This is a genomic window from Streptomyces sp. WMMC1477, from assembly GCF_027460245.1.
Classification (GTDB): Bacteria; Actinomycetota; Actinomycetes; order Streptomycetales; family Streptomycetaceae; genus Streptomyces.
In genome coordinates, this window is sequence record NZ_JAPZBD010000003.1 from 4,085,447 (window position 1) to 4,102,279 (window position 16,833).

The 16,833-nt window shown below is 73.0% G+C and carries 20 protein-coding genes; 9 read left to right on the top strand and 11 right to left on the bottom strand.

Annotated features, from left to right (window positions below):
• Window positions 1-34: 34 nt before the first annotated feature.
• Together O7609_RS18360 and O7609_RS18365 are read right to left on the bottom strand one after the other, a co-directional pair.
• On the bottom strand, window positions 35-292 hold the full coding sequence (locus tag O7609_RS18360; protein ID WP_191211014.1) for a WhiB family transcriptional regulator: 258 nt from the start codon (window positions 290-292) through the stop codon (window positions 35-37).
• A gap of 316 nt (window positions 293-608) precedes the next feature.
• Window positions 609-1,580 carry a diacylglycerol/lipid kinase family protein gene (locus tag O7609_RS18365; RefSeq protein ID WP_269743902.1) on the bottom strand — a complete coding sequence of 324 codons (972 nt, stop codon included), beginning with the start codon at window positions 1,578-1,580 and terminating at the stop codon, window positions 609-611.
• Between the two features lie 116 nt (window positions 1,581-1,696).
• On the opposite strand from O7609_RS18365, the gene O7609_RS18370 reads away from it, so the two are divergent.
• A complete protein-coding gene (locus tag O7609_RS18370) occupies window positions 1,697-2,224 on the top strand; it encodes a hypothetical protein (RefSeq protein WP_269735904.1) in 528 nt (175 codons plus the stop codon).
• 40 nt (window positions 2,225-2,264) lie between these two features.
• On the opposite strand, the gene O7609_RS18375 is transcribed toward O7609_RS18370, so the two are convergent.
• The 4 genes from O7609_RS18375 to O7609_RS18390 form a co-directional block, all read right to left on the bottom strand.
• Window positions 2,265-3,389: an RNA polymerase sigma factor SigF gene (locus O7609_RS18375; RefSeq protein WP_443072262.1), complete on the bottom strand. Its 1,125-nt coding sequence runs from the start codon at window positions 3,387-3,389 to the stop codon at window positions 2,265-2,267.
• Window positions 3,278-3,685 (bottom strand): anti-sigma regulatory factor, encoded by a 408-nt coding sequence (locus O7609_RS18380; RefSeq protein ID WP_269735903.1) that lies wholly within the window; start codon window positions 3,683-3,685, stop codon window positions 3,278-3,280. The genes O7609_RS18375 and O7609_RS18380 overlap by 112 nt, the downstream gene beginning before the upstream one ends.
• 236 nt (window positions 3,686-3,921) lie before the next feature.
• Window positions 3,922-4,446 carry a GNAT family N-acetyltransferase gene (locus O7609_RS18385; protein ID WP_269737208.1) on the bottom strand — a complete coding sequence of 175 codons (525 nt, stop codon included), beginning with the start codon at window positions 4,444-4,446 and terminating at the stop codon, window positions 3,922-3,924.
• 18 nt (window positions 4,447-4,464) lie between these two features.
• Window positions 4,465-5,388 carry a 1-aminocyclopropane-1-carboxylate deaminase/D-cysteine desulfhydrase gene (locus tag O7609_RS18390; RefSeq protein WP_269735902.1) on the bottom strand — a complete coding sequence of 308 codons (924 nt, stop codon included), beginning with the start codon at window positions 5,386-5,388 and terminating at the stop codon, window positions 4,465-4,467.
• Window positions 5,389-5,468: 80 nt separating this feature from the next.
• Between O7609_RS18390 and O7609_RS18395 the strand changes: the two genes are divergently transcribed.
• Window positions 5,469-6,620, top strand: a complete 1,152-nt coding sequence (locus O7609_RS18395) for a class I SAM-dependent methyltransferase (RefSeq protein WP_269743903.1) — start codon at window positions 5,469-5,471, stop codon at window positions 6,618-6,620.
• On the opposite strand, the gene O7609_RS18400 is transcribed toward O7609_RS18395, so the two are convergent.
• Window positions 6,586-7,071 (bottom strand): NUDIX domain-containing protein, encoded by a 486-nt coding sequence (locus O7609_RS18400; RefSeq protein ID WP_269735901.1) that lies wholly within the window; start codon window positions 7,069-7,071, stop codon window positions 6,586-6,588. The genes O7609_RS18395 and O7609_RS18400 overlap by 35 nt on opposite strands.
• Before the next feature lie 215 nt (window positions 7,072-7,286).
• Window positions 7,287-7,979, bottom strand: a complete 693-nt coding sequence (gene snpA / locus O7609_RS18405; protein ID WP_269735900.1) for a snapalysin — start codon at window positions 7,977-7,979, stop codon at window positions 7,287-7,289.
• Window positions 7,980-8,206: 227 nt separating this feature from the next.
• Between snpA and O7609_RS18410 the strand changes: the two genes are divergently transcribed.
• From O7609_RS18410 to O7609_RS18425, 4 genes are all read left to right on the top strand, one after another.
• On the top strand, window positions 8,207-9,193 hold the full coding sequence (locus O7609_RS18410) for a LysR family transcriptional regulator (protein WP_269735899.1): 987 nt from the start codon (window positions 8,207-8,209) through the stop codon (window positions 9,191-9,193).
• A 182-nt stretch (window positions 9,194-9,375) separates the two neighbouring features.
• Window positions 9,376-10,575 carry a S8 family peptidase gene (locus O7609_RS18415; RefSeq protein WP_269743904.1) on the top strand — a complete coding sequence of 400 codons (1,200 nt, stop codon included), beginning with the start codon at window positions 9,376-9,378 and terminating at the stop codon, window positions 10,573-10,575.
• A gap of 131 nt (window positions 10,576-10,706) precedes the next feature.
• Window positions 10,707-11,099 carry a helix-turn-helix domain-containing protein gene (locus O7609_RS18420; RefSeq protein ID WP_269743905.1) on the top strand — a complete coding sequence of 131 codons (393 nt, stop codon included), beginning with the start codon at window positions 10,707-10,709 and terminating at the stop codon, window positions 11,097-11,099.
• Between the two features lie 63 nt (window positions 11,100-11,162).
• On the top strand, window positions 11,163-11,573 hold the full coding sequence (locus tag O7609_RS18425; RefSeq protein WP_269743906.1) for a VOC family protein: 411 nt from the start codon (window positions 11,163-11,165) through the stop codon (window positions 11,571-11,573).
• A gap of 86 nt (window positions 11,574-11,659) precedes the next feature.
• Here the strand turns inward: O7609_RS18425 and O7609_RS18430 are convergent, their stop codons facing one another.
• Entirely contained in the window at window positions 11,660-12,286 is a 627-nt protein-coding gene (locus O7609_RS18430) for a TetR/AcrR family transcriptional regulator (protein WP_269735897.1), read from the bottom strand.
• Between the two features lie 323 nt (window positions 12,287-12,609).
• Between O7609_RS18430 and O7609_RS18435 the strand changes: the two genes are divergently transcribed.
• Together O7609_RS18435 and O7609_RS18440 are read left to right on the top strand one after the other, a co-directional pair.
• Complete coding sequence (locus tag O7609_RS18435; protein WP_269735896.1) at window positions 12,610-14,274, top strand: FAD-binding dehydrogenase; 1,665 nt, start codon at window positions 12,610-12,612, stop codon at window positions 14,272-14,274.
• A complete protein-coding gene (locus O7609_RS18440) occupies window positions 14,271-15,218 on the top strand; it encodes a bile acid:sodium symporter family protein (protein ID WP_269735895.1) in 948 nt (315 codons plus the stop codon). Before O7609_RS18435 ends, O7609_RS18440 begins: the two co-directional genes overlap by 4 nt.
• Before the next feature lie 126 nt (window positions 15,219-15,344).
• On the opposite strand, the gene sodN is transcribed toward O7609_RS18440, so the two are convergent.
• A complete protein-coding gene (sodN, locus tag O7609_RS18445; RefSeq protein WP_219090416.1) occupies window positions 15,345-15,740 on the bottom strand; it encodes a superoxide dismutase, Ni in 396 nt (131 codons plus the stop codon).
• A 190-nt stretch (window positions 15,741-15,930) separates the two neighbouring features.
• On the opposite strand from sodN, the gene sodX reads away from it, so the two are divergent.
• Complete coding sequence (sodX, locus tag O7609_RS18450; protein ID WP_332328091.1) at window positions 15,931-16,269, top strand: nickel-type superoxide dismutase maturation protease; 339 nt, start codon at window positions 15,931-15,933, stop codon at window positions 16,267-16,269.
• Here sodX and O7609_RS18455 read toward each other — a convergent pair.
• On the bottom strand, window positions 16,191-16,802 hold the full coding sequence (locus O7609_RS18455; RefSeq protein ID WP_269735894.1) for a CGNR zinc finger domain-containing protein: 612 nt from the start codon (window positions 16,800-16,802) through the stop codon (window positions 16,191-16,193). The two genes, sodX and O7609_RS18455, sit on opposite strands and share 79 nt — an antisense overlap.
• Window positions 16,803-16,833 lie beyond the last annotated feature (31 nt).

Here is a 16,833-nt window from a genome sequence, read left to right on the forward strand (position 1 = left end):
TGCGGCTCGGGGCAGCGGGTGGCCACGCCGGGCGTCAGGCGGTCGCCTTACGCGCGCGGTTGCGGGCGGCGCGGCGCTTCATCGCACGACGCTCGTCCTCGCTGAGGCCACCCCAGACGCCGGAGTCCTGACCGGACTCCAGGGCCCACTGCAGGCACTGCTCCTGGACGGGGCAGCGGCGGCAGACGGCCTTGGCTTCCTCGATCTGCAGCAGCGCAGGACCGGTGTTGCCGATGGGGAAGAAGAGCTCGGGGTCTTCCTCGCGGCAAACGGCGTTGTGACGCCAGTCCATGGCTGCTCCATCTCCTACGCGGTTGGTACGTGGCTTGTGAATGTGAACGCTTTCACGAATCCCTCGACAAAGGAAGGTCCGATCAGTGGATGTGATGCGGGTCCCACGGCTTCGTGGAGGGAGTTCGGGCTGATTCGGGAGCTGCCGGAAGGCGCTGTCCCGATCGCCACGAAGAGACTCGCAAACCTCGGCGGCGGATACAACCCCTTCCGGCAAGTTTTTTTTGATTCCTTGGTGTCGCTTGCCTCACAGCCGTACTTCTAGTGGGTGGAGACTGGCCTAAACGTTCGAGTGGAAGGACTTTCGGCCCTTCTACTTACGCAATCACACGCAGTGCACGCCGAACACCTGTGAAGCTGATGCTCGTACGCAGCCCCAGGTGGTCACCGTCCATCTGAAACGGCAGCGGCACCTGCGAATGCAAGGTGAAGGCCGGGAGGTCATGCCGTGACACCGCGTGCTTGCCATGCGGGCCACGCTCCGGCGACGACGTCAGGAGCTGCGTGCCGTACCGCGTCACCGCGGCCGAGGACAGCCTGGTCAGCCCCAGGACGTCGAGCGCCGTGTCGAACGACGCCTCCGGCGCCGCGTACACCGGCCGGTTCCCCAGGAAGGTCCAGGGAGCGGTGTTACAGACTATGGACGCCACGAGACCCTCGACCGGTTCCCGCTCCGGCTCGGCCAACTTGATCGTGCCGCGCCGGCGATGCGGATCACCGAAGAACTGCCGCAGAACCTGCCGCATGTACAGGGCGTGGGTGGAACGCTTCCCGCGCTCCCGCTGCTGCTCGACGCGGCCGACGACGCCGGCGTCGAAGCCGAACCCGGCGCAGAAGGTGAACCAGCGCGGCGGGACCCCGGCGTCGTCCGTGTCCGGGGTGCCCGAGGCGAGGCCCAGCCCCACCGTCCGGCTGCTGCCGTTCTCCAGCGCGTTCAACAGCGCGCCGGTCGCCTCGACGACGTCGTTGGGCAGGCCCAGGGCGCGGGCGAACACGTTCGTCGAGCCGCCCGGCACGACCGCCAGCCTCGGCAGCCCGTCCGGGTCGGGACCGTGCGGCTCCAGCAGCCCGTTGGCGACCTCGTTGACGGTGCCGTCGCCGCCGAGGGAGATCACCAGCTCCGTCTCGCCGTCCTCCGCCGCCTGCCGCGCCAGCTCGCGCGCGTGGCCCCGGTGCCCGGTCTCGACGACTCTGAGCTCGAGGTCGCTCGCCAGCGCGTGGACGAGAACGTCCCGCGTGCGCGCACTGGTGGTGGTTGCCTTCGGGTTGACCACGAGGAGTGCGCGCATGGTGTGCAGGTTACCGACTGGCGGTCGGCACGCTCACCCGGACCGCTCCCCAGCGCACCCCCGCCCGCCCCCGACGGCCTCCGGGCGCGCTCGGCCGTGCGGGCTACGCTGGCGGGGTGAGCAGAAACCGAGCAGGCAAGCGACCGGGGCCGGCGGTGTCCGGCGGAAAGAAGACCGGGGGTGGCACCCGGCCCAAGCCCGAGGTGCCCGAGGCCGAGAGCGGCGTGACGGCGGCCGAGCGGCCCACCCGCGTCGTGGTGGCCGCGGGGCTGGTCGCGCTGGAGGGCCTCGTCGTCCTCACCGTCGGCGTGGTCATGCTCGCGCTGCCGTTCACCGGAGGGCGCACCGACGGTACCGTCCAGGCCGTGACGGGAGCCGTCACCGTGCTGGCTCTCGCGCTGCTGCCGCTGCTCACCGCACGCGGGCTGTGGCGCCTGCGCCGGTGGAGCCGCGGGCCCGCGATCTTCACCCAGCTTCTGGCGCTGCCGGTCGGCTGGCAGATGGGCTCGGGTACCGGCTGGTGGGTCGCCTGCGGCCTCGCCCTGGCCGCCACGTCGATCGCCGTGCTGGTGTGCCTGTTCCACTCCCGGGCCGCCGCCGCACTCGGTGTCGAGACGGGCCGGGTGCGGGACGCCGACGCCTGAGCCGCCGCACCCCCGGCGGACCGGGGGAGCGCGGAGAGCCTCACTCCTCCACGAGGAGCTTGTCCCGGAGCTGGGCCAGGGTTCTGGCCAGCAGGCGGGACACGTGCATCTGCGAGATGCCGACTTCCTGGGCGATCTGCGACTGCGTCATGTTGCCGAAGAAGCGCAGCAGGAGGATCTTCTTCTCCCGCGGCGGGAGCTGCTCCAGCAGGGGCTTGAGCGACTCCCGGTACTCCACGCCCTCCAGTGCGTCGTCCTCGGCGCCGAGGGTGTCGGCCACGGCCGGGGACTCGTCGTCCGTGTCCGGCACGTCCAGCGACAGGGTGCTGTAGGCGTTGGCCGACTCCAGCCCCTCCAGGACGTCCTCCTCGGAGATCGACAGCCGCTGCGCCAGCTCGTGCACCGTGGGCGCCCGGCCGTGCTGCTGCGACAGCTCCGCCGTCGCCGAGGAAAGTGAGAGCCGCAGCTCCTGCAGCCGCCGCGGGACCCGTACCGCCCAGCCCTTGTCCCGGAAGTGGCGTTTGATCTCGCCCACGACGGTGGGCGTGGCATAGGTGGAGAACTCCACACCGCGATCGGGATCGAACCGGTCCACCGACTTGATCAGGCCGATCGTGGCCACCTGCGTCAGGTCGTCCAGCGGCTCGCCGCGGTTGCGGAAGCGGCGGGCCAGATGCTCCACCAGCGGCAGATGCATGCGGACGAGCCGGTCGCGCAGCTCGGCCCGCTCGGGGGAGCCCGCGTCGAGGCCGCGCAGCTCGATGAACAGCTCCCGGGCTCCGGAGCGGTCCGGCCCGGACTGCTGCCGGACGGCCCCGTCACCCGCCGATCCGTCGTTCGCGCCGCCGCCCGCGCGATGCTGCTCCGGCTGCTGCTCCATGGCCTCCGCCCGCTTCACCGGTTCCGCCCGCTGGCCGACGTCGGCCGGATGCGGTCGGGCCTGCTGCTCCGGGATCGCCGTATCCGCCGCCATGTCGTGGCGGCCGACCGGCGCGTTGCGCTCCAGGTCGTTCATACCGGCCCCCTCGTTGCGGGACGGCCCCTCGGTATCGGTCACGATGCCCCTGGGCCGGCGCCGCGCTTTTTGTGCAGGCTGATGCTGACCGTGCGGTCCTCGGCCACGGCCGAGTCCACTTCGCCCGCCAGCGCCGAGAGCACCGTCCAGGCGAAGGTGTCGCGCTCGGGGGCGCGACCGTCCGTCGTCGGCGCCGAGACCGTCACTCTCAGTGAATCTCCCACCAGGGTGAAGACACAGCTGAGGACGGAACCCGCCACCGCTTGCTGGAGGAGGATCGCGCAGGCCTCGTCGACGGCGATGCGCAGGTCCTCGATCTCGTCGAGGGTGAAGTCCAAGCGGGCGGCAAGGCCGGCCGTGGCCGTCCGCAGCACCGACAGATAGGCACCCGCCGCGGGCAGCCGGACCTCGACGAAGTCCTTGTCCGCACCTACGATCTGGGACACCCTCACCTCCAAGGTGACACAAACTGGTTGGGCTGCCGCGAACACCCGCCGACTCCCCGGGCTACCGGAGGGCCGGGCCGGCGCGAAGCAGATGGTCCGCCTGCGACGCTACCGCGATCCGTGGCACGCTGTCCCACGGAAGCCGTCACGCCTTCCCACACCATGAACTGTCACCCATCGTAAACACATGGGCACTGTCCGTGGCTAGGGGTGTGGCACTATCAATTCCAAGCAGATTACGCTGCGTTGCTTCCCGTACCGGAGCCGACCCCGGCGCCGGGTGCCGAACCGGTTGCCGCCAGGGCCCGCAGCGGCTCGCCGCTCATCCGGAACACCGTCCACTCGTCCATGGCCTCGGCGCCGAGCGAACGGTAGAAGCCGATCGACGGCTCGTTCCAGTCCAGTACCCACCACTCGAAACGCTCGTAGCCGCGCTCCACGCAGATCCGCGCGAGTTCCGCGAGCAGCGCCTTGCCGTGCCCGGCGCCCCGGGCCTCGGGCCGCACGTACAGGTCCTCCAGATAGACGCCGTGGGTGCCCGTCCAGGTGGAGAAGTTCCGGAACCAGAGAGCGAAGCCCACGGGGGAGCCGGCCCCGTCCTGCGCGATCAGCGCGAAGACGGCCGGGTGCGGCCCGAACAGCGCGTCGCGCAGCTGCCGCTCGGTGACCCGGGCCTGCTCCGCGGCCCGCTCGTACGCGGCGAGTTCCCGGATCATGTCCAGGATGACGGGGACGTCGCCGGACGTGGCGTCTCGGATCATGGGGGACATGGGGAGAGATTAGCCGGTGACGACGACGGCGATCCGGCTGCCCGCCGCGAAGGCCCCCTCGGCGGCCAGCGTCGTCACGGCGTACAGGGCCTTCGCCACGTAGACCCGCTCCACGGCGAGCCCGTGCCGCGCCTCGAAGTCCCGGGCGAACGCCTCCAGGGCCGGGGTGCCGCGGGCGTAGCCGCCGCAGTGGAAGCGTTCCTCCAGCCGCCAGGTGCCGCGCGGGCCGCCGAACGCCTCGCGCTGCAGCCGGCTCACCTCCCCGCCCAGGAAGCCGCCCGCCAGGACGGGCACGCCGATGGCCGGCGGTCCCTCGGCCGCCAGTCCCGCCAGCGTGCCCCCGGTGCCGCAGGCGACGGCCGCGACGTCGGCGGCGCCCCGCAGCTCCCGGCCCAGCGCGACGCAGCCGTGGACCGCCCGGTCGTTGCTCCCGCCCTCGGGGACGACGAGCGTTCCGGGCGGCAGGCCGAGCCGTTCGCACAGCCCGGCCCGGTACGCCGGGTCGGCGCGCTCGCGGTACTCGCTCCGGGAGACGAAGTGGAGCCGCATGCCGTCGGCGGCGCAGCGGGTCAGCGCGTCGTTGAGAGGACGGCCGGCCAGCTCCTCGCCCCGTACGACGCCGACGGTGGCCAGGCCCAGCAGCCGTCCGGCCGCCGCGGTGGCCCGCAGGTGGTTGGAGTACGCGCCGCCGAAGGTCAGCAGCGCCTCGTCCCCCCGCCGCCGGGCCGCCAGGAGGTTGGGGACGAGTTTGCGCCATTTGTTGCCGGGCAGGGCCGGGTGCAGGAGGTCGTCCCGCTTCAGCAGCAGTTCCAGGCCGCGCGCGGCGAAGCGCTCGTCCGCGACGGGAGTCAGCGGGGACGGCAGCGCGGCGCGCAGCGCCTCGGGCAGGCCGTCCAGCGCGCCGCCGCGGTGATCGTCGGACAGTGGTGTCACCCCACGATTCTCCCGCGCCCGGGCCTGCCGCCGCGCGGACCGGCTCGGGGGCCGGCGCACGGTCGGGCTAGAGTCCAGACATGCCTGACATGGACGTCCTCCCCCTCCCCGACCCGGAGCCGGCGCTGCGCTGGCGCTCCGAGTCGGGCGCCCCCGCGCCCCGGCGGGTCCGGGAGGCGGACGACAGCCTGCGCGCCGCCGAGGCGTACCGGCTGGCCTGCGAGGGCACGGCCGTGCTGTGGCGCGGCGACTTCCAGGGCGCCAGGCAGCTGCTGGCCGCGCTCGGCCGACGCGTCGACCGCGGGCCCCGCCGGTCGGCGAGGCCGGAGCCCGCGACGCCGTACGACGCCTTCCACCGGCACCGCCAGGAGCAGGGCAGACGGGCACGCGTGCTCGGCATGCTGCTCGTCCCCGTCGAACCCGGCTACGTCGTACCGCTGCGCCGCGCCCCCGACGTGCGGGCCGCCTGCGCCGAGGCCTACGGGCCGCCCGGGGACGAGCCCTTCGCCGTCTCCCTGCGCGAGCTCCTCGGTCTCGTCGGCGCCCACGAGTGGCGGCGCAAGGGCGTCCCGGTGCCGGCACTCGGCGGCGACCGCGTCCACCCGCACTACGGCGTCTTCTCCCCGGTGCGGGGCGAGTACGTGGACCTGGTGGCCCGCGCGCCGCTGCCCCGCGACCACGAGCTCGCCTACGACATCGGCACCGGCACGGGCGTCCTGGCCGCGGTGCTGGCCCGGCGCGGGGTGGCCCGCGTCGTCGGCACGGACCAGGACCCCCGCGCCCTCGCCTGCGCCCGGGAGAACGCCGAGCGCCTGGGCCTGGCGGGCCGGATCGACGTCGTCAAGGCGGACCTCTTCCCGTCCGACGTCCCGCCGGGGAGGGCGCCGCTGATCGTGTGCAACCCGCCGTGGCTGCCCGCGAAGCCCACCTCGGCCGTCGAGCACGCCGTGTACGACCCCGGCAGCCGCATGCTGCGCGCGTTCCTCGCCGGGCTGCCCGGCGCTCTGACGCCGCAGGGTGAGGGGTGGCTGATCCTCTCCGACCTCGCCGAGCACCTCGGCCTGCGCAGCCGCGAGGAACTCCTCGGCCACGTCGACGCCGCCGGGCTCGCCGTCGTCGGCCGGCTGGACGCCCGGCCCACCCACCCGCGCTCCGGCGACGCCGCCGACCCGCTGCACGCGGCCCGCGCCGCCGAGGTCACCTCGCTGTGGCGGCTGACCCCCAGCCGGTGAGCAGCACCCGGTGCTCACCGGCCCGGTAGCGGGCCACCGCCTCCGCGGTGGGCTCCACGGCGTCGGCCGGCACCTCGGCCGCGGACACCCAGCTCACCCGCGCGTGCTTCTCCGGCTCCGCGTTGACCGGCTCCCCGGACCACGTCCGGGCGGCGAACACGACCGTCAGAAAGCCGCCCGCCGCCTCGACGCTGCGGGACCCGTGCACCACGTGGACCAGCCTCAGCTCCTCGGGCGGGACCACGAGCCCCGTCTCCTCCCGCAGTTCGCGCACCGCGGCCTCGGTGACCGGCTCGCCCGGTTCGGCCTTGCCGACCGGCAGGTCCCACCGCCCTCTGGCGAACTTCGCGTCGGGGCCGCGCTGGACCAGCAGCACCCGGTCCCGCTCGGCGTCGTGCACGATCACGGCGGCGGCCAGCAGGCACAGCGAGTCGACGGCGGGCGGCAGCATGGGACGTCCCCTCTCGTTGCGTTCCAGCCCCGGCACGTACCGTTCTGCCACGGCGGAGCCGACCGGAGGGCTCCACCCTCTCACCGGGGTCCGACAACGCGGACGCCCGTCCGGCCGGACGGCCGGACGGGCGCCGTGCCGGGAGCCGTTCGGGCCGGCCCCCAGAACCCGGGCGCGGTGCGGGCACCCGGGCAAGGCTCCGCTGCGCAGGCGGGCTACTTCAGCGCGAGCTCCTTGTCGAACGCCGAGAGGGCGTAGCTCCACATCGAGTCGACGCGGCTGATCTCGTCGCTGTTCGGGTAGGCGTTGGTGCACGAGGGCCCCGGCCCGCCCCCCGACATCAACTCGCTGCAGGGACCCGAGTAGTGGTCCGGCAGCCCGAGGACGTGCCCGGTCTCGTGCGACGTCACCCGGGTGGAGTCGTAGACCTGGTTCTGCTGGTAGTCGAGGAAGATGTAGCCGTTGCCGCGCCCGTCCGTGTACGCGTACGAGCCGCGCGAGCTGTTCCCCTCGTAGTAGCGGAAGTCCGCGGGGTACCCCTCGCGGAGCTGCACGCTGCTCACCGAGGAGTTCCATATGGAGGTCGAGCTGGCGATCTCACCGGCGAACGACGGTGCCTGGCTGGCGTCGTAGGTGACGGTGACGACCTGGGCGCTCGGGTTCTCGGCGTGCTTCTTCAGCGCGGAGGCGCGCACGGCCTCGAAGAACGCCCGGGTGGCCTCCTGGTCGGACACGCTCGTGTCCGGGGTGCGGGGGCCGGTGAAGGCGGCGGTCACGAAGTCCCGCTCGCTCTGGGTCTCGGCCGGGTTGGCGGGCGACGCCGTGGTGGTCGTGGCGGGCACGGCGGCGAGTCCCGTCGCCAGACCCAGCCCCAGGGCGGCCGTCAGTACGTTTCTGAGGTACTTCATGGGGGGTTCCCTTCATCGCCGGACGCCGGCCGGCCGCCTGCGCGTGGGGGGTTGCGGCCGACCGGGCGTCCGGACCGAATCGCGGTCCCAGCGAGTGTCGGGTACATGGCACGGCGGGCGGAGGATGTCAGCAGGCGATAGCCCGGAGCTATACCCCCGCGCCTTTCCGGGTGTTCGGGGCATCCGACCCCTGGTGGCCCCGCTCGCGCCCCCGTTATCCTCCGCTCGTGGAGCTGGAGGTCAGGCATCTGCGGGCGCTGTGTGCCATCGCCGACGCGGGCAGCGTCCGGGCCGCCGCGCGCCGGCTGAGCATGACGCAGCCCTCCCTGACGACGCAGTTACGGCGCATCGAAAAGGCATTGGGCGGCCGGCTCTTCGTCCGGGAGCGCACCGGCAGCCGCCCCACCCCGCTCGGCCGCACCGTCCTCAGCCGGGCCCGCCCCATCGTCACGGAGATGGCGGCGCTCATCAACGAGGCGCGGGAGGCCGTGCTGCGCTCCGACGGGGCGCGGCTGCGCATCGGCAGCACCGGCGGCACGGGCAGCAGTACCGTCGTGGGCTGGCTCCGGCGTCTGCACGAGCGGTATCCGGACGTCGACACCACCATCCACTTCGAGGTCTCGGCCAACCTGCTGCTGCGGATGGTCGCCAGCGGGCAGCTCGACGCGGCCTTCGTGCACGAGGTGGGGGGCAGTCCGCTCAGTCTGCCCTCGGACCTGCGGCAGCGGGTCCTCATCGAGCGGGAGCCGCAGTTCGTCGCCGTCCCCGACTCCCATCCGGCCGCCCGGCGCCGCGAGCTGACCCTCGAGGACCTCGCCGGGGACCGCTGGATGGTCGACCCGAGTGCGGACGGCGAGTGGGACGGCCTGCGCCGCGTCTTCGCGGCGGCCGGGGTGAACCCCAAGGTCGTGCTCGGCGACTACGCCACCGCCTGGGTGCTGACCGCAGCCGGGGAGGTCGTCATGCCGTGTCAGCCGACCTCCCCGGAACGCTCGGGGCTCGTCGTGCGCCCCCTCACCGGTGATCCGCTCACCGTGCGCCTGCTGCTGGTCTCCCGGCCGGCCGCCACGGCCGGCACCGACCTGGACGCCGTGTTCGACGACCTGCGCGCGGCCTACCTCGAGATCGCGCGGCAGTGCGCGGTGTACCACCGGTGGCTGTGCCGCAACGCCGACCCTGCCCTCCTCCGGACGGAGCAGGGCGCGGACGTGTGACGGGACGCCCTCCCCGGGCGGCGGACCGGACGGGCGAACGCCACACCCGCACCCCTCGGACGGGTGACGATCCTCAAGCCCGTGGTGTGCCGCGGACGATGGGCAGGGAGACGGCCGTCGAACACGTCAGCGACCAGGCGCGTGCGGCGGCCCATGCTCCCCACGTCTGAGAGGCGCCACCGATGTCCCGTTCCCTGACGCACCGTCTGGCCCTGCTGACCGCCGCGGCACTCCTGCCCGCGCCGCTCGCCTTCGCCGCCGGCACCGCCGACGAGGCGCCCGAACCGAACCCCGAGACACTGGCACCGCTCCACCGCAGCCCCGACGCCATCCCGGGCCGGTACCTCGTCACCCTCGACACCGGTTTCGACCCGACGGCGATCGCCGAGGGCCTGGGGGTGGACCCCGACTTCGTGTACCGCTCGGCGATGCTCGGCTTCGCCGCCTCGCTCACCGAGGAGCAGGTGGCGGCCGTGCGCAGGCTGCCCGGCGTCGCCGCCGTCGAGCAGGACGCCGTCGTGCGGGCCGACACGCAGCCCGCCGCCGCGGCGGCGGCCCCGCCCGCGGTCTGGGGCCTGGACCGCATCGACCAGCGGGACCTGCCGCTCGACTCCGACTTCACCACCCGCAACGACGGGTCCGGCGTCACCGTCTTCATCCTCGACACCGGCATCGACTACCGGCACCAGGAGTTCGGCGGCCGGGCCGTCCCTGGCTTCGACGCCGTCGGCGACGGCCGCGACGGCGCCGACTGCGCGGGCCACGGCACCCACGTCGCCGGTACGGTGGCCGGCTCGACGTTCGGCGTCGCCCCCGCGGCGAAGCTCGTCAGCGTCCGCGTGCTCGACTGCGAGGGCAAGGGCAGCATGGGCGGCATCGTCGCCGGGCTCGACTGGACGGCCCGCAACGCCGAGGGGCCCGCCGTGCTCAACGGCTCCCTGGGCGGCTCGTACTCCCTGGCCACCAACATGGCCACCGAGAACCTCGCCGCCTCCGGCGTGCTACCCGTCGTGGCAGCGGGCAACTCGGACCAGGACGCCTGCCGCGTCTCCCCGGCCAGCGCCCCCTCCGCGGTCACCGTCGGCGCGACCCGCCGGGACGACGCCGAGGCGGGCTTCAGCAACCACGGCCGCTGCCTGGACCTGTACGCGCCCGGCCAGGGGATCGTCTCCGCCCGGCTGGGCGGCGGGAGCGAGGCGCTGAACGGCACCTCCATGGCCTCGCCGCACGTCGCCGGGGTGGCCGCGCTCGCCAAGGACGAGCACGGCGACGTCCCCTCCGCCGTGCTCGCCCGCTGGCTGACCGACACCTCCAGCACGGGCAAGGTCGGATCGCTCGACGCCGGTTCCCCCAACCGCCTGCTGTACACCGGCGGTCTGTGACCCCTCCGCCCCGAGCCCCCTCGGCCCGGCGCACGGTGCGTGCGCCGGGCCGAGGAGTGCGCCGGGCCGCCCCGGGCCCGTCCACGGGCGGACGTGCCTCCCTGCCTCCGTGCCCGTGATGTGATGGGGCCGTGAGCCGTGCGACGGAGGACAGCAACCGCCGGATGCTCCGGGCCCGCGACACCATGGACCGCCGGTACGCGCATCCCCTGGACATCCCGGCCCTGGCCCGCGTCGCCCACGTCTCCGAGGCCCACTTCGTCCGTACCTTCCGGGCCACCTTCGGCGAGACGCCGCACCGCTACCTCCAACGCCGCCGCGTCGAGCGCGCCATGTGCCTGCTGCGGGAGACCGAGCGCAGCGTGACGGACATCTGCCACGACGTCGGCTTCGGCAGCCTGGGGACCTTCAGCCGCACGTTCCGCGCCATCGTCGGACGCTCCCCGCGGGAGTACCGCACGCACGCGGCGGCCACGGCCGTGCCCACCTGCTTCACGAAGACCTGGACGCGGCCCCGCTCCTGACCGCCTCTGACGGAGCAGTTTCGGACAAGTATTCCGCCCGGTACACCCCATAGCGTGATGGGCATGTTCACAGCCATCAGCCATTCACAGCTCTACGTCCTCGACCAGGACGAGGCCCTCGACTTCTACGTCGGCAAGCTCGGCCTGGAGGTGACCGCGGACATCGACATGGGCTTCATGCGCTGGCTGACCGTCGGCGTCCCCGGCAGCCCGGACCGACACGTCCTGCTGGAGCGCCCCGGCCCGCCCGCGATGACCGAGGATACGGCGGAGCAGGTCCGCGAGCTGCTGACCAAGGGCGTCCTCGGCGGACCGCTCATCCTCACCACGGAGGACTGCCGCAAGACCTACGAAACCCTGCTGGGCCGGGGCGTGGAGTTCACCGAGGAACCCACCGAGCGGCCTTACGGGATCGACTGCGGCCTGCGCGACCCCTTCGGCAACGCCATCCGCTTCACCCAGCTCCACGCCTGACGTCGCCCGGCCCCGGCCCCGGCCCCGGCCCCGGCGACGGTGACGAGCCCGGCGGTCCGTGCTCCGGCACGGACCGCCGGGCTCGCTCACGTTCCGCGCGGACCACCCTCCCGTTCCTCGCTGGCCGCGCGCAGCAGGACCGGCAGGAAGGCCCGCTCCAGGGTGTTCGGGGGCAGCTGCTCCGGCTCGACGAGGCTCTGCATCAGACCGCCCTCCCGGACGGCGATGACGAGCCGGGCGAACTGCTCCAGGTCGACCGAGGGCGACCTGCCCATCTCGTCCAGCAGACGGGACAGGACGCGGACGAGCTTGGCCCGGACCCGGGCGTCGTGGTCGGCCAGGGTCCGGGCCGCCTCCGGGTTGCGCATGGCGTAGAGGGTGAACTCCGTGCTCACGAGGAACCACTGTCGCTCGTCCGGGCCGATCTCCCCGGCCAGGGCGACGAGCTGCTCGGGCGATGTCGGGTCGTCGAGCCGGGACAGCCGCTCGGAGAGCCGGTCCACCGCCTTCGCGGCCTGCTCGTCGAAGAGCGCGTAGAACAGCTCGTCCTTGCTGGCGAAGTTCGAGTAGTAGGCACCGGTCGTGTACCCGGCCCTGCGGCAGATCTCGTCGATCGTCGCGCCGTGGAAACCCAGTTCGGCGAACGCCTCCATCGCGGCGTCGAGCAGCCGTGCCCGGGTCTGCGGGCGCCGCTTCGTCGGACCTTTCGGCACGGGTTCTCCTCCTTGACGGGCGTCGGACCACCGGCCATGATGCCCTCGTCAATAGGAAATCCTATCGGATAGGGAAGACCATCCGGTGTTCGCCGGCCTCGGCCGGTGCGCTGACGGCCGCGTCGCCGAGCGGTCGGTGCCGCCCCGCGAACGTCCTGGACCGGCCGTCGAGCACCGCGCCACCGCGCGCGGTCCGGTGCACCGGGCGGCCGCATGCGTCGGCCCCCTCCAGCGGCGGGAGCCGTCCGGCCAGGTGGCCGGGCCCGCCGGGCCACCCGGCCGGACACCCCGCCCTGCGCGCCCTCAGACAGCGAAGGAAGACCATGGCATTCGAACCCGATGTGATCGTCGTCGGTGCCGGCCTGGCCGGGCTCGTCGCGACCCACGAGCTCGTCAAGGCGGGCCGCAGCGTGCTCGTCGTGGAGCAGGAGAACCGCGACAACCTCGGGGGCCAGGCCTTCTGGTCGCTGGGCGGGCTGTTCCTCGTGGACAGCCCCGAGCAGCGCCGCATGGGCATCTCCGACTCCGTCGAGCTGGCCTGGCAGGACTGGCAGGGCTCGGCCGGGTTCGACCGCGACCGGGAGGACCACTGGGCGCGTCAGTGGGCGCGCGCCTACGTGGAGTTCGCCGCCCACGACAAACGCCGCTACCTGCACGACCTCGGGCTGCGGCTGACGCCGGTCGTCGGCTGGGCCGAGCGTGGTGACGGAACCGCGGACGGCCACGGCAACTCGGTACCGCGCTTTCACCTCACCTGGGGTACCGGCCCGGAGGTCGTCCGGGTGTTCGCCGAACCGGTGCTCGACGGCGAGCGGCGCGGGCTGGTCCGGTTCGCCTTCCGGCACCGTGTCGACGAACTCGTCGTCGAGGACGGCGCCGTCGTCGGCGTCCGGGGCGAGGTGCTGGAGCCCACCGACCTGGAACGCGGAAGGGCCTCCTCCCGCACCCCGGTGGGGGATTTCGGGTTCCGGGCGCGGGCCGTGGTCGTCACCTCCGGCGGCATCGGGCACAACCTCGGCCTCGTCCGCCGGAACTGGCCGGCGGACCGGCTCGGCCCCTGCCCGCAGACGATGATCGCGGGTGTCCCCGCCCATGTGGACGGGCGCATGCTGGAGATCACCGAGAGGGCGGGCGGTGCCGTCGTCAACTCCGACCGGATGTGGCACTACACCGAGGGGCTGCACAACTGGGACCCGATCTGGCCCGACCACGCCATCCGGATCATCCCCGGACCGTCATCGCTGTGGTTCGACGCCACGGGGAAGCGGCTGCCTGCACCGAACTTTCCCGGTTTCGACACCAACCGCACCCTGAAAGCCGTCCTCGACACCGGCTACGACTACTCGTGGTTCGTCCTCACCCAGACGATCATCGAGAAGGAGTTCGCGTTGTCCGGATCGGAGCAGAATCCGGATGTCACCGGCAAGAGCATCAGGCAGACCCTCGCCAGCCGGCTCAGCGGTGGGGCGCCCGGCCCGGTCGAGGCGTTCAAGCGGCACGGCGCGGACTTCGTCGTCGCCGACACGCTCCGCGAACTGGTCGACGGCATGAACGCGATCGCCCGCGGACCGCAGCTGGACCACGCGGCGCTGGAGCGGCAGATCCTGGCCCGGGACGCCGAGGTCGGCAACTCCTACTCCAAGGACCTGCAGCTCATGGCGATCGGCAACGCGCGGCGGTACCGGGGCGACCGGCTGACCCGCGTGGCCAGGCCGCACCGCGTCCTCGACCCGGCGCACGGCCCGCTCATCGCCGTGCGGCTGAACATCCTGACCCGCAAGACACTCGGCGGCGTGCAGACCAACCTGGACTCGCAGGTGATGCGCGCCGACGAGACGCCCTTCCCCGGGCTCTACGCGGCGGGGGAGGTCGCCGGCTTCGGCGGTGGCGGCGTGCACGGGTACAACGCCCTCGAAGGCACCTTCCTGGGCGGCTGCATCTTCTCCGGCCGGGCGGCGGGCCGGGCGCTCGCGAAGGAACTGGCATGACCGCGCTCGGCCAGCGGGTGGAGGTGAGCGAGGACCACCCCCTGCTCGACAACGCGCTGATCGACACCGGGCTGCCCATCGCCCTGTTCGTCATCATGATCGGCATCGGGCTGAGCCTGACCCGCCGGGACTTCGGCCGCGAGCTCCGCGCCCCACGCGGCGCCCTCGCCGGAACCGTGGCCCAGCTCCTGCTGATGCCCCTGCTCGGGGTCGCCCTCGCCTGGGCCCTCGCGTTGCCCGCCGTCGTCGCGGTGGGCCTGGTGATCATCGCGGCCTGCCCCGGCGGGACGACGTCGAACCTGATCGCCTACCTGGCCCGGGGCAACGTGGCCCTGTCGATCGTGCTGACCATCATCGCCAGCGCCGCCACCATCGTGACGCTGCCGGTCTTCGCCAACCTGGCGCTCGACATCTGGCCCGTCAGCGGCGGTGGCGAGGTCCGCGTCCCCGTGCCGCGCACCATCGCCCTCCTGCTCGTGCTGGTCCTGCTCCCGCTGCTGCTCGGGATGGCCATCCGCACGGGACGGCCCCGGCTGGCCGACGCCATGGAACGGGCCGTGTCCGTCTTCGGCGGGCTCGTCCTCGCGGCGCTGGTCGCGGTCATCGCCGTCTCGCTGGGCGAGGATTCCTGGGAGTACCTGCGCACGGCGGGCGCCCCGGCCCTCCTGCTCAACCTGGGCGGGCTCGGCGTCGGCTTCGGCGTCATGGCGCTGGCCGGGCTCCCGTGGGCGGACCGGATGACCGGCGCCGTAGAACTCGGCGTCAAGAACGCCACCATCGGCATCCTCATCGCCGTCACCGTCATGGGGCAGCCGGAGATGGCCGTGCCCTCGGGGGTGTACGGGCTGCTCATGAACGTCTCGGCCTTCGCCCTCATCTGGTACGGACGCCGCCGTACGCGCGCGGCCGGGGAGCCCGCCGCGGCCACGGGCAGCAGCGCCTGACGTCGGACGCGGACGACCGCACCCGGCCCGCATGGCACGCCGTGCAGGCGCGCCGCGGACCGGGTGCGGTCGCGGTGACCGGGCGACGTCCGGGGACGCCGCCGGCCGCGGAGGTGCGAGGCCGGGTCAGGCCTTCTTGGTCTCCCAGAAGATCTTGTCGATCTGGGCGATGTAGTCCAGGGCCTTCTGGCCGGTGGCCGGGTCGGTGGAACCCTTGGCGGCGGACAGCGCCTTGAGGGTGTCGTTCACGAGCTGGTGCAGCTCGGGGTACTTCTCGAAGTGCGGGGGCTTGAAGTAGTCGCTCCACAGCACCGAGATGTGGTGCTTCGCGAGCTCCGCGCGCTGCTCCTTGATGTCGGTGGCGCGGGCGCGGAAGTGGGGGTCCTCGTTGGCCTGGTACTTCTCCTGGACGGCCTTCACGGACTCGGCCTCGATGCGGGCCTGGGCCGGGTCGTAGACGCCGCAGGGCAGGTCGCAGTGGGCGCTGACCTTCACCGTCGGGGCGAACAGGCGGGAAAGCATGAGAGCTGGGCCTCCTCGTGATCGTCTTCTCGCGTGCGAGATTACTCCCTGAGGGAATGCTTTTCGCGCGGGGGCCCGCGGGATTAGGGCGAAAGTCCGATACCGGCCGCGGGGTTCTCGGATGATGTGACCGGAGGGACGGCTGGTGGCGGTGGGGCGGATCGGGCTGGCGGAGGTCTTCAACCCGTCGATGGTGCCGACGCTGCGGCCGGGGGACCGGCTCGTGCTGCGGTACGGGGTGCCGGTGCGGCCGGGGCACGTGGTGGTGATCCGGCACCCGCTCCAGCACGACCTGCTGATCGTCAAGCGGATCGTGGGCCGGCGGGCCGGGGGCTGGTGGGTGCAGGGCGACAACCCGTATGTGCACAACGACAGCCGGGAGTTCGGCGCGGTTCCGGACGAACTGGTGGTGGCCCGGGCTGCGGTGCGGCTGCGGCCGCCCCGGGAACTTCAGCGCTCGGTGGCCTCCGTGGCGGGCTGGGCGCTGTCGGCCGTCCGGCCACTCTCCAGGCGCTTGCGGGCGCGGTAGGCGGCGACGTTGGCCCGGGTGGCGCAGCGGTCGGAGCAGTAGCGCCGGGAGCGGTTGGTGGAGGTGTCCAGGTAGGCGTTGCGGCAGGGGTCGGCCTGGCAGATGCCGAGCCGGTCGACGCCGAGGTCGGTGAGGCTGAAGGCGAGGCCGATGGCCGCCATGGCGGTGTAGCCCGCGCCCGCGCTCGCGGCGTTCTCGGCCAGGTGCATGTGCCACTTCGGGCTGCCCTGCTCGTCCCGGTACTCGTGTCCGGCCACCTGCGGGCTGCACGGGTACTCCATGAGGAGGGCGTTCAGCAGGTCCACCGCGCGGACCTCGTCGTGCTCGGCCGCCGCGGTGAAGACGGCGCGCAGCCGGGTGCGGACGCCCCGCAGCCGGGTGACGTCGGCGTCCGAGGCGCGCCGTGCCGTCTGCTGGTTCACGCCGAGCAGCTCCCGCACCGTGTCCACGGATGTGAGCCGGTCCTCCCCGCGCAGCGGCTCCTCGGTGTTGACGAGGCGCACGGCGAAGTCGGCGTAATAGGTCAATTCCACTTGTGGTCCTTACGGGCGAAGTCTAGGGTGG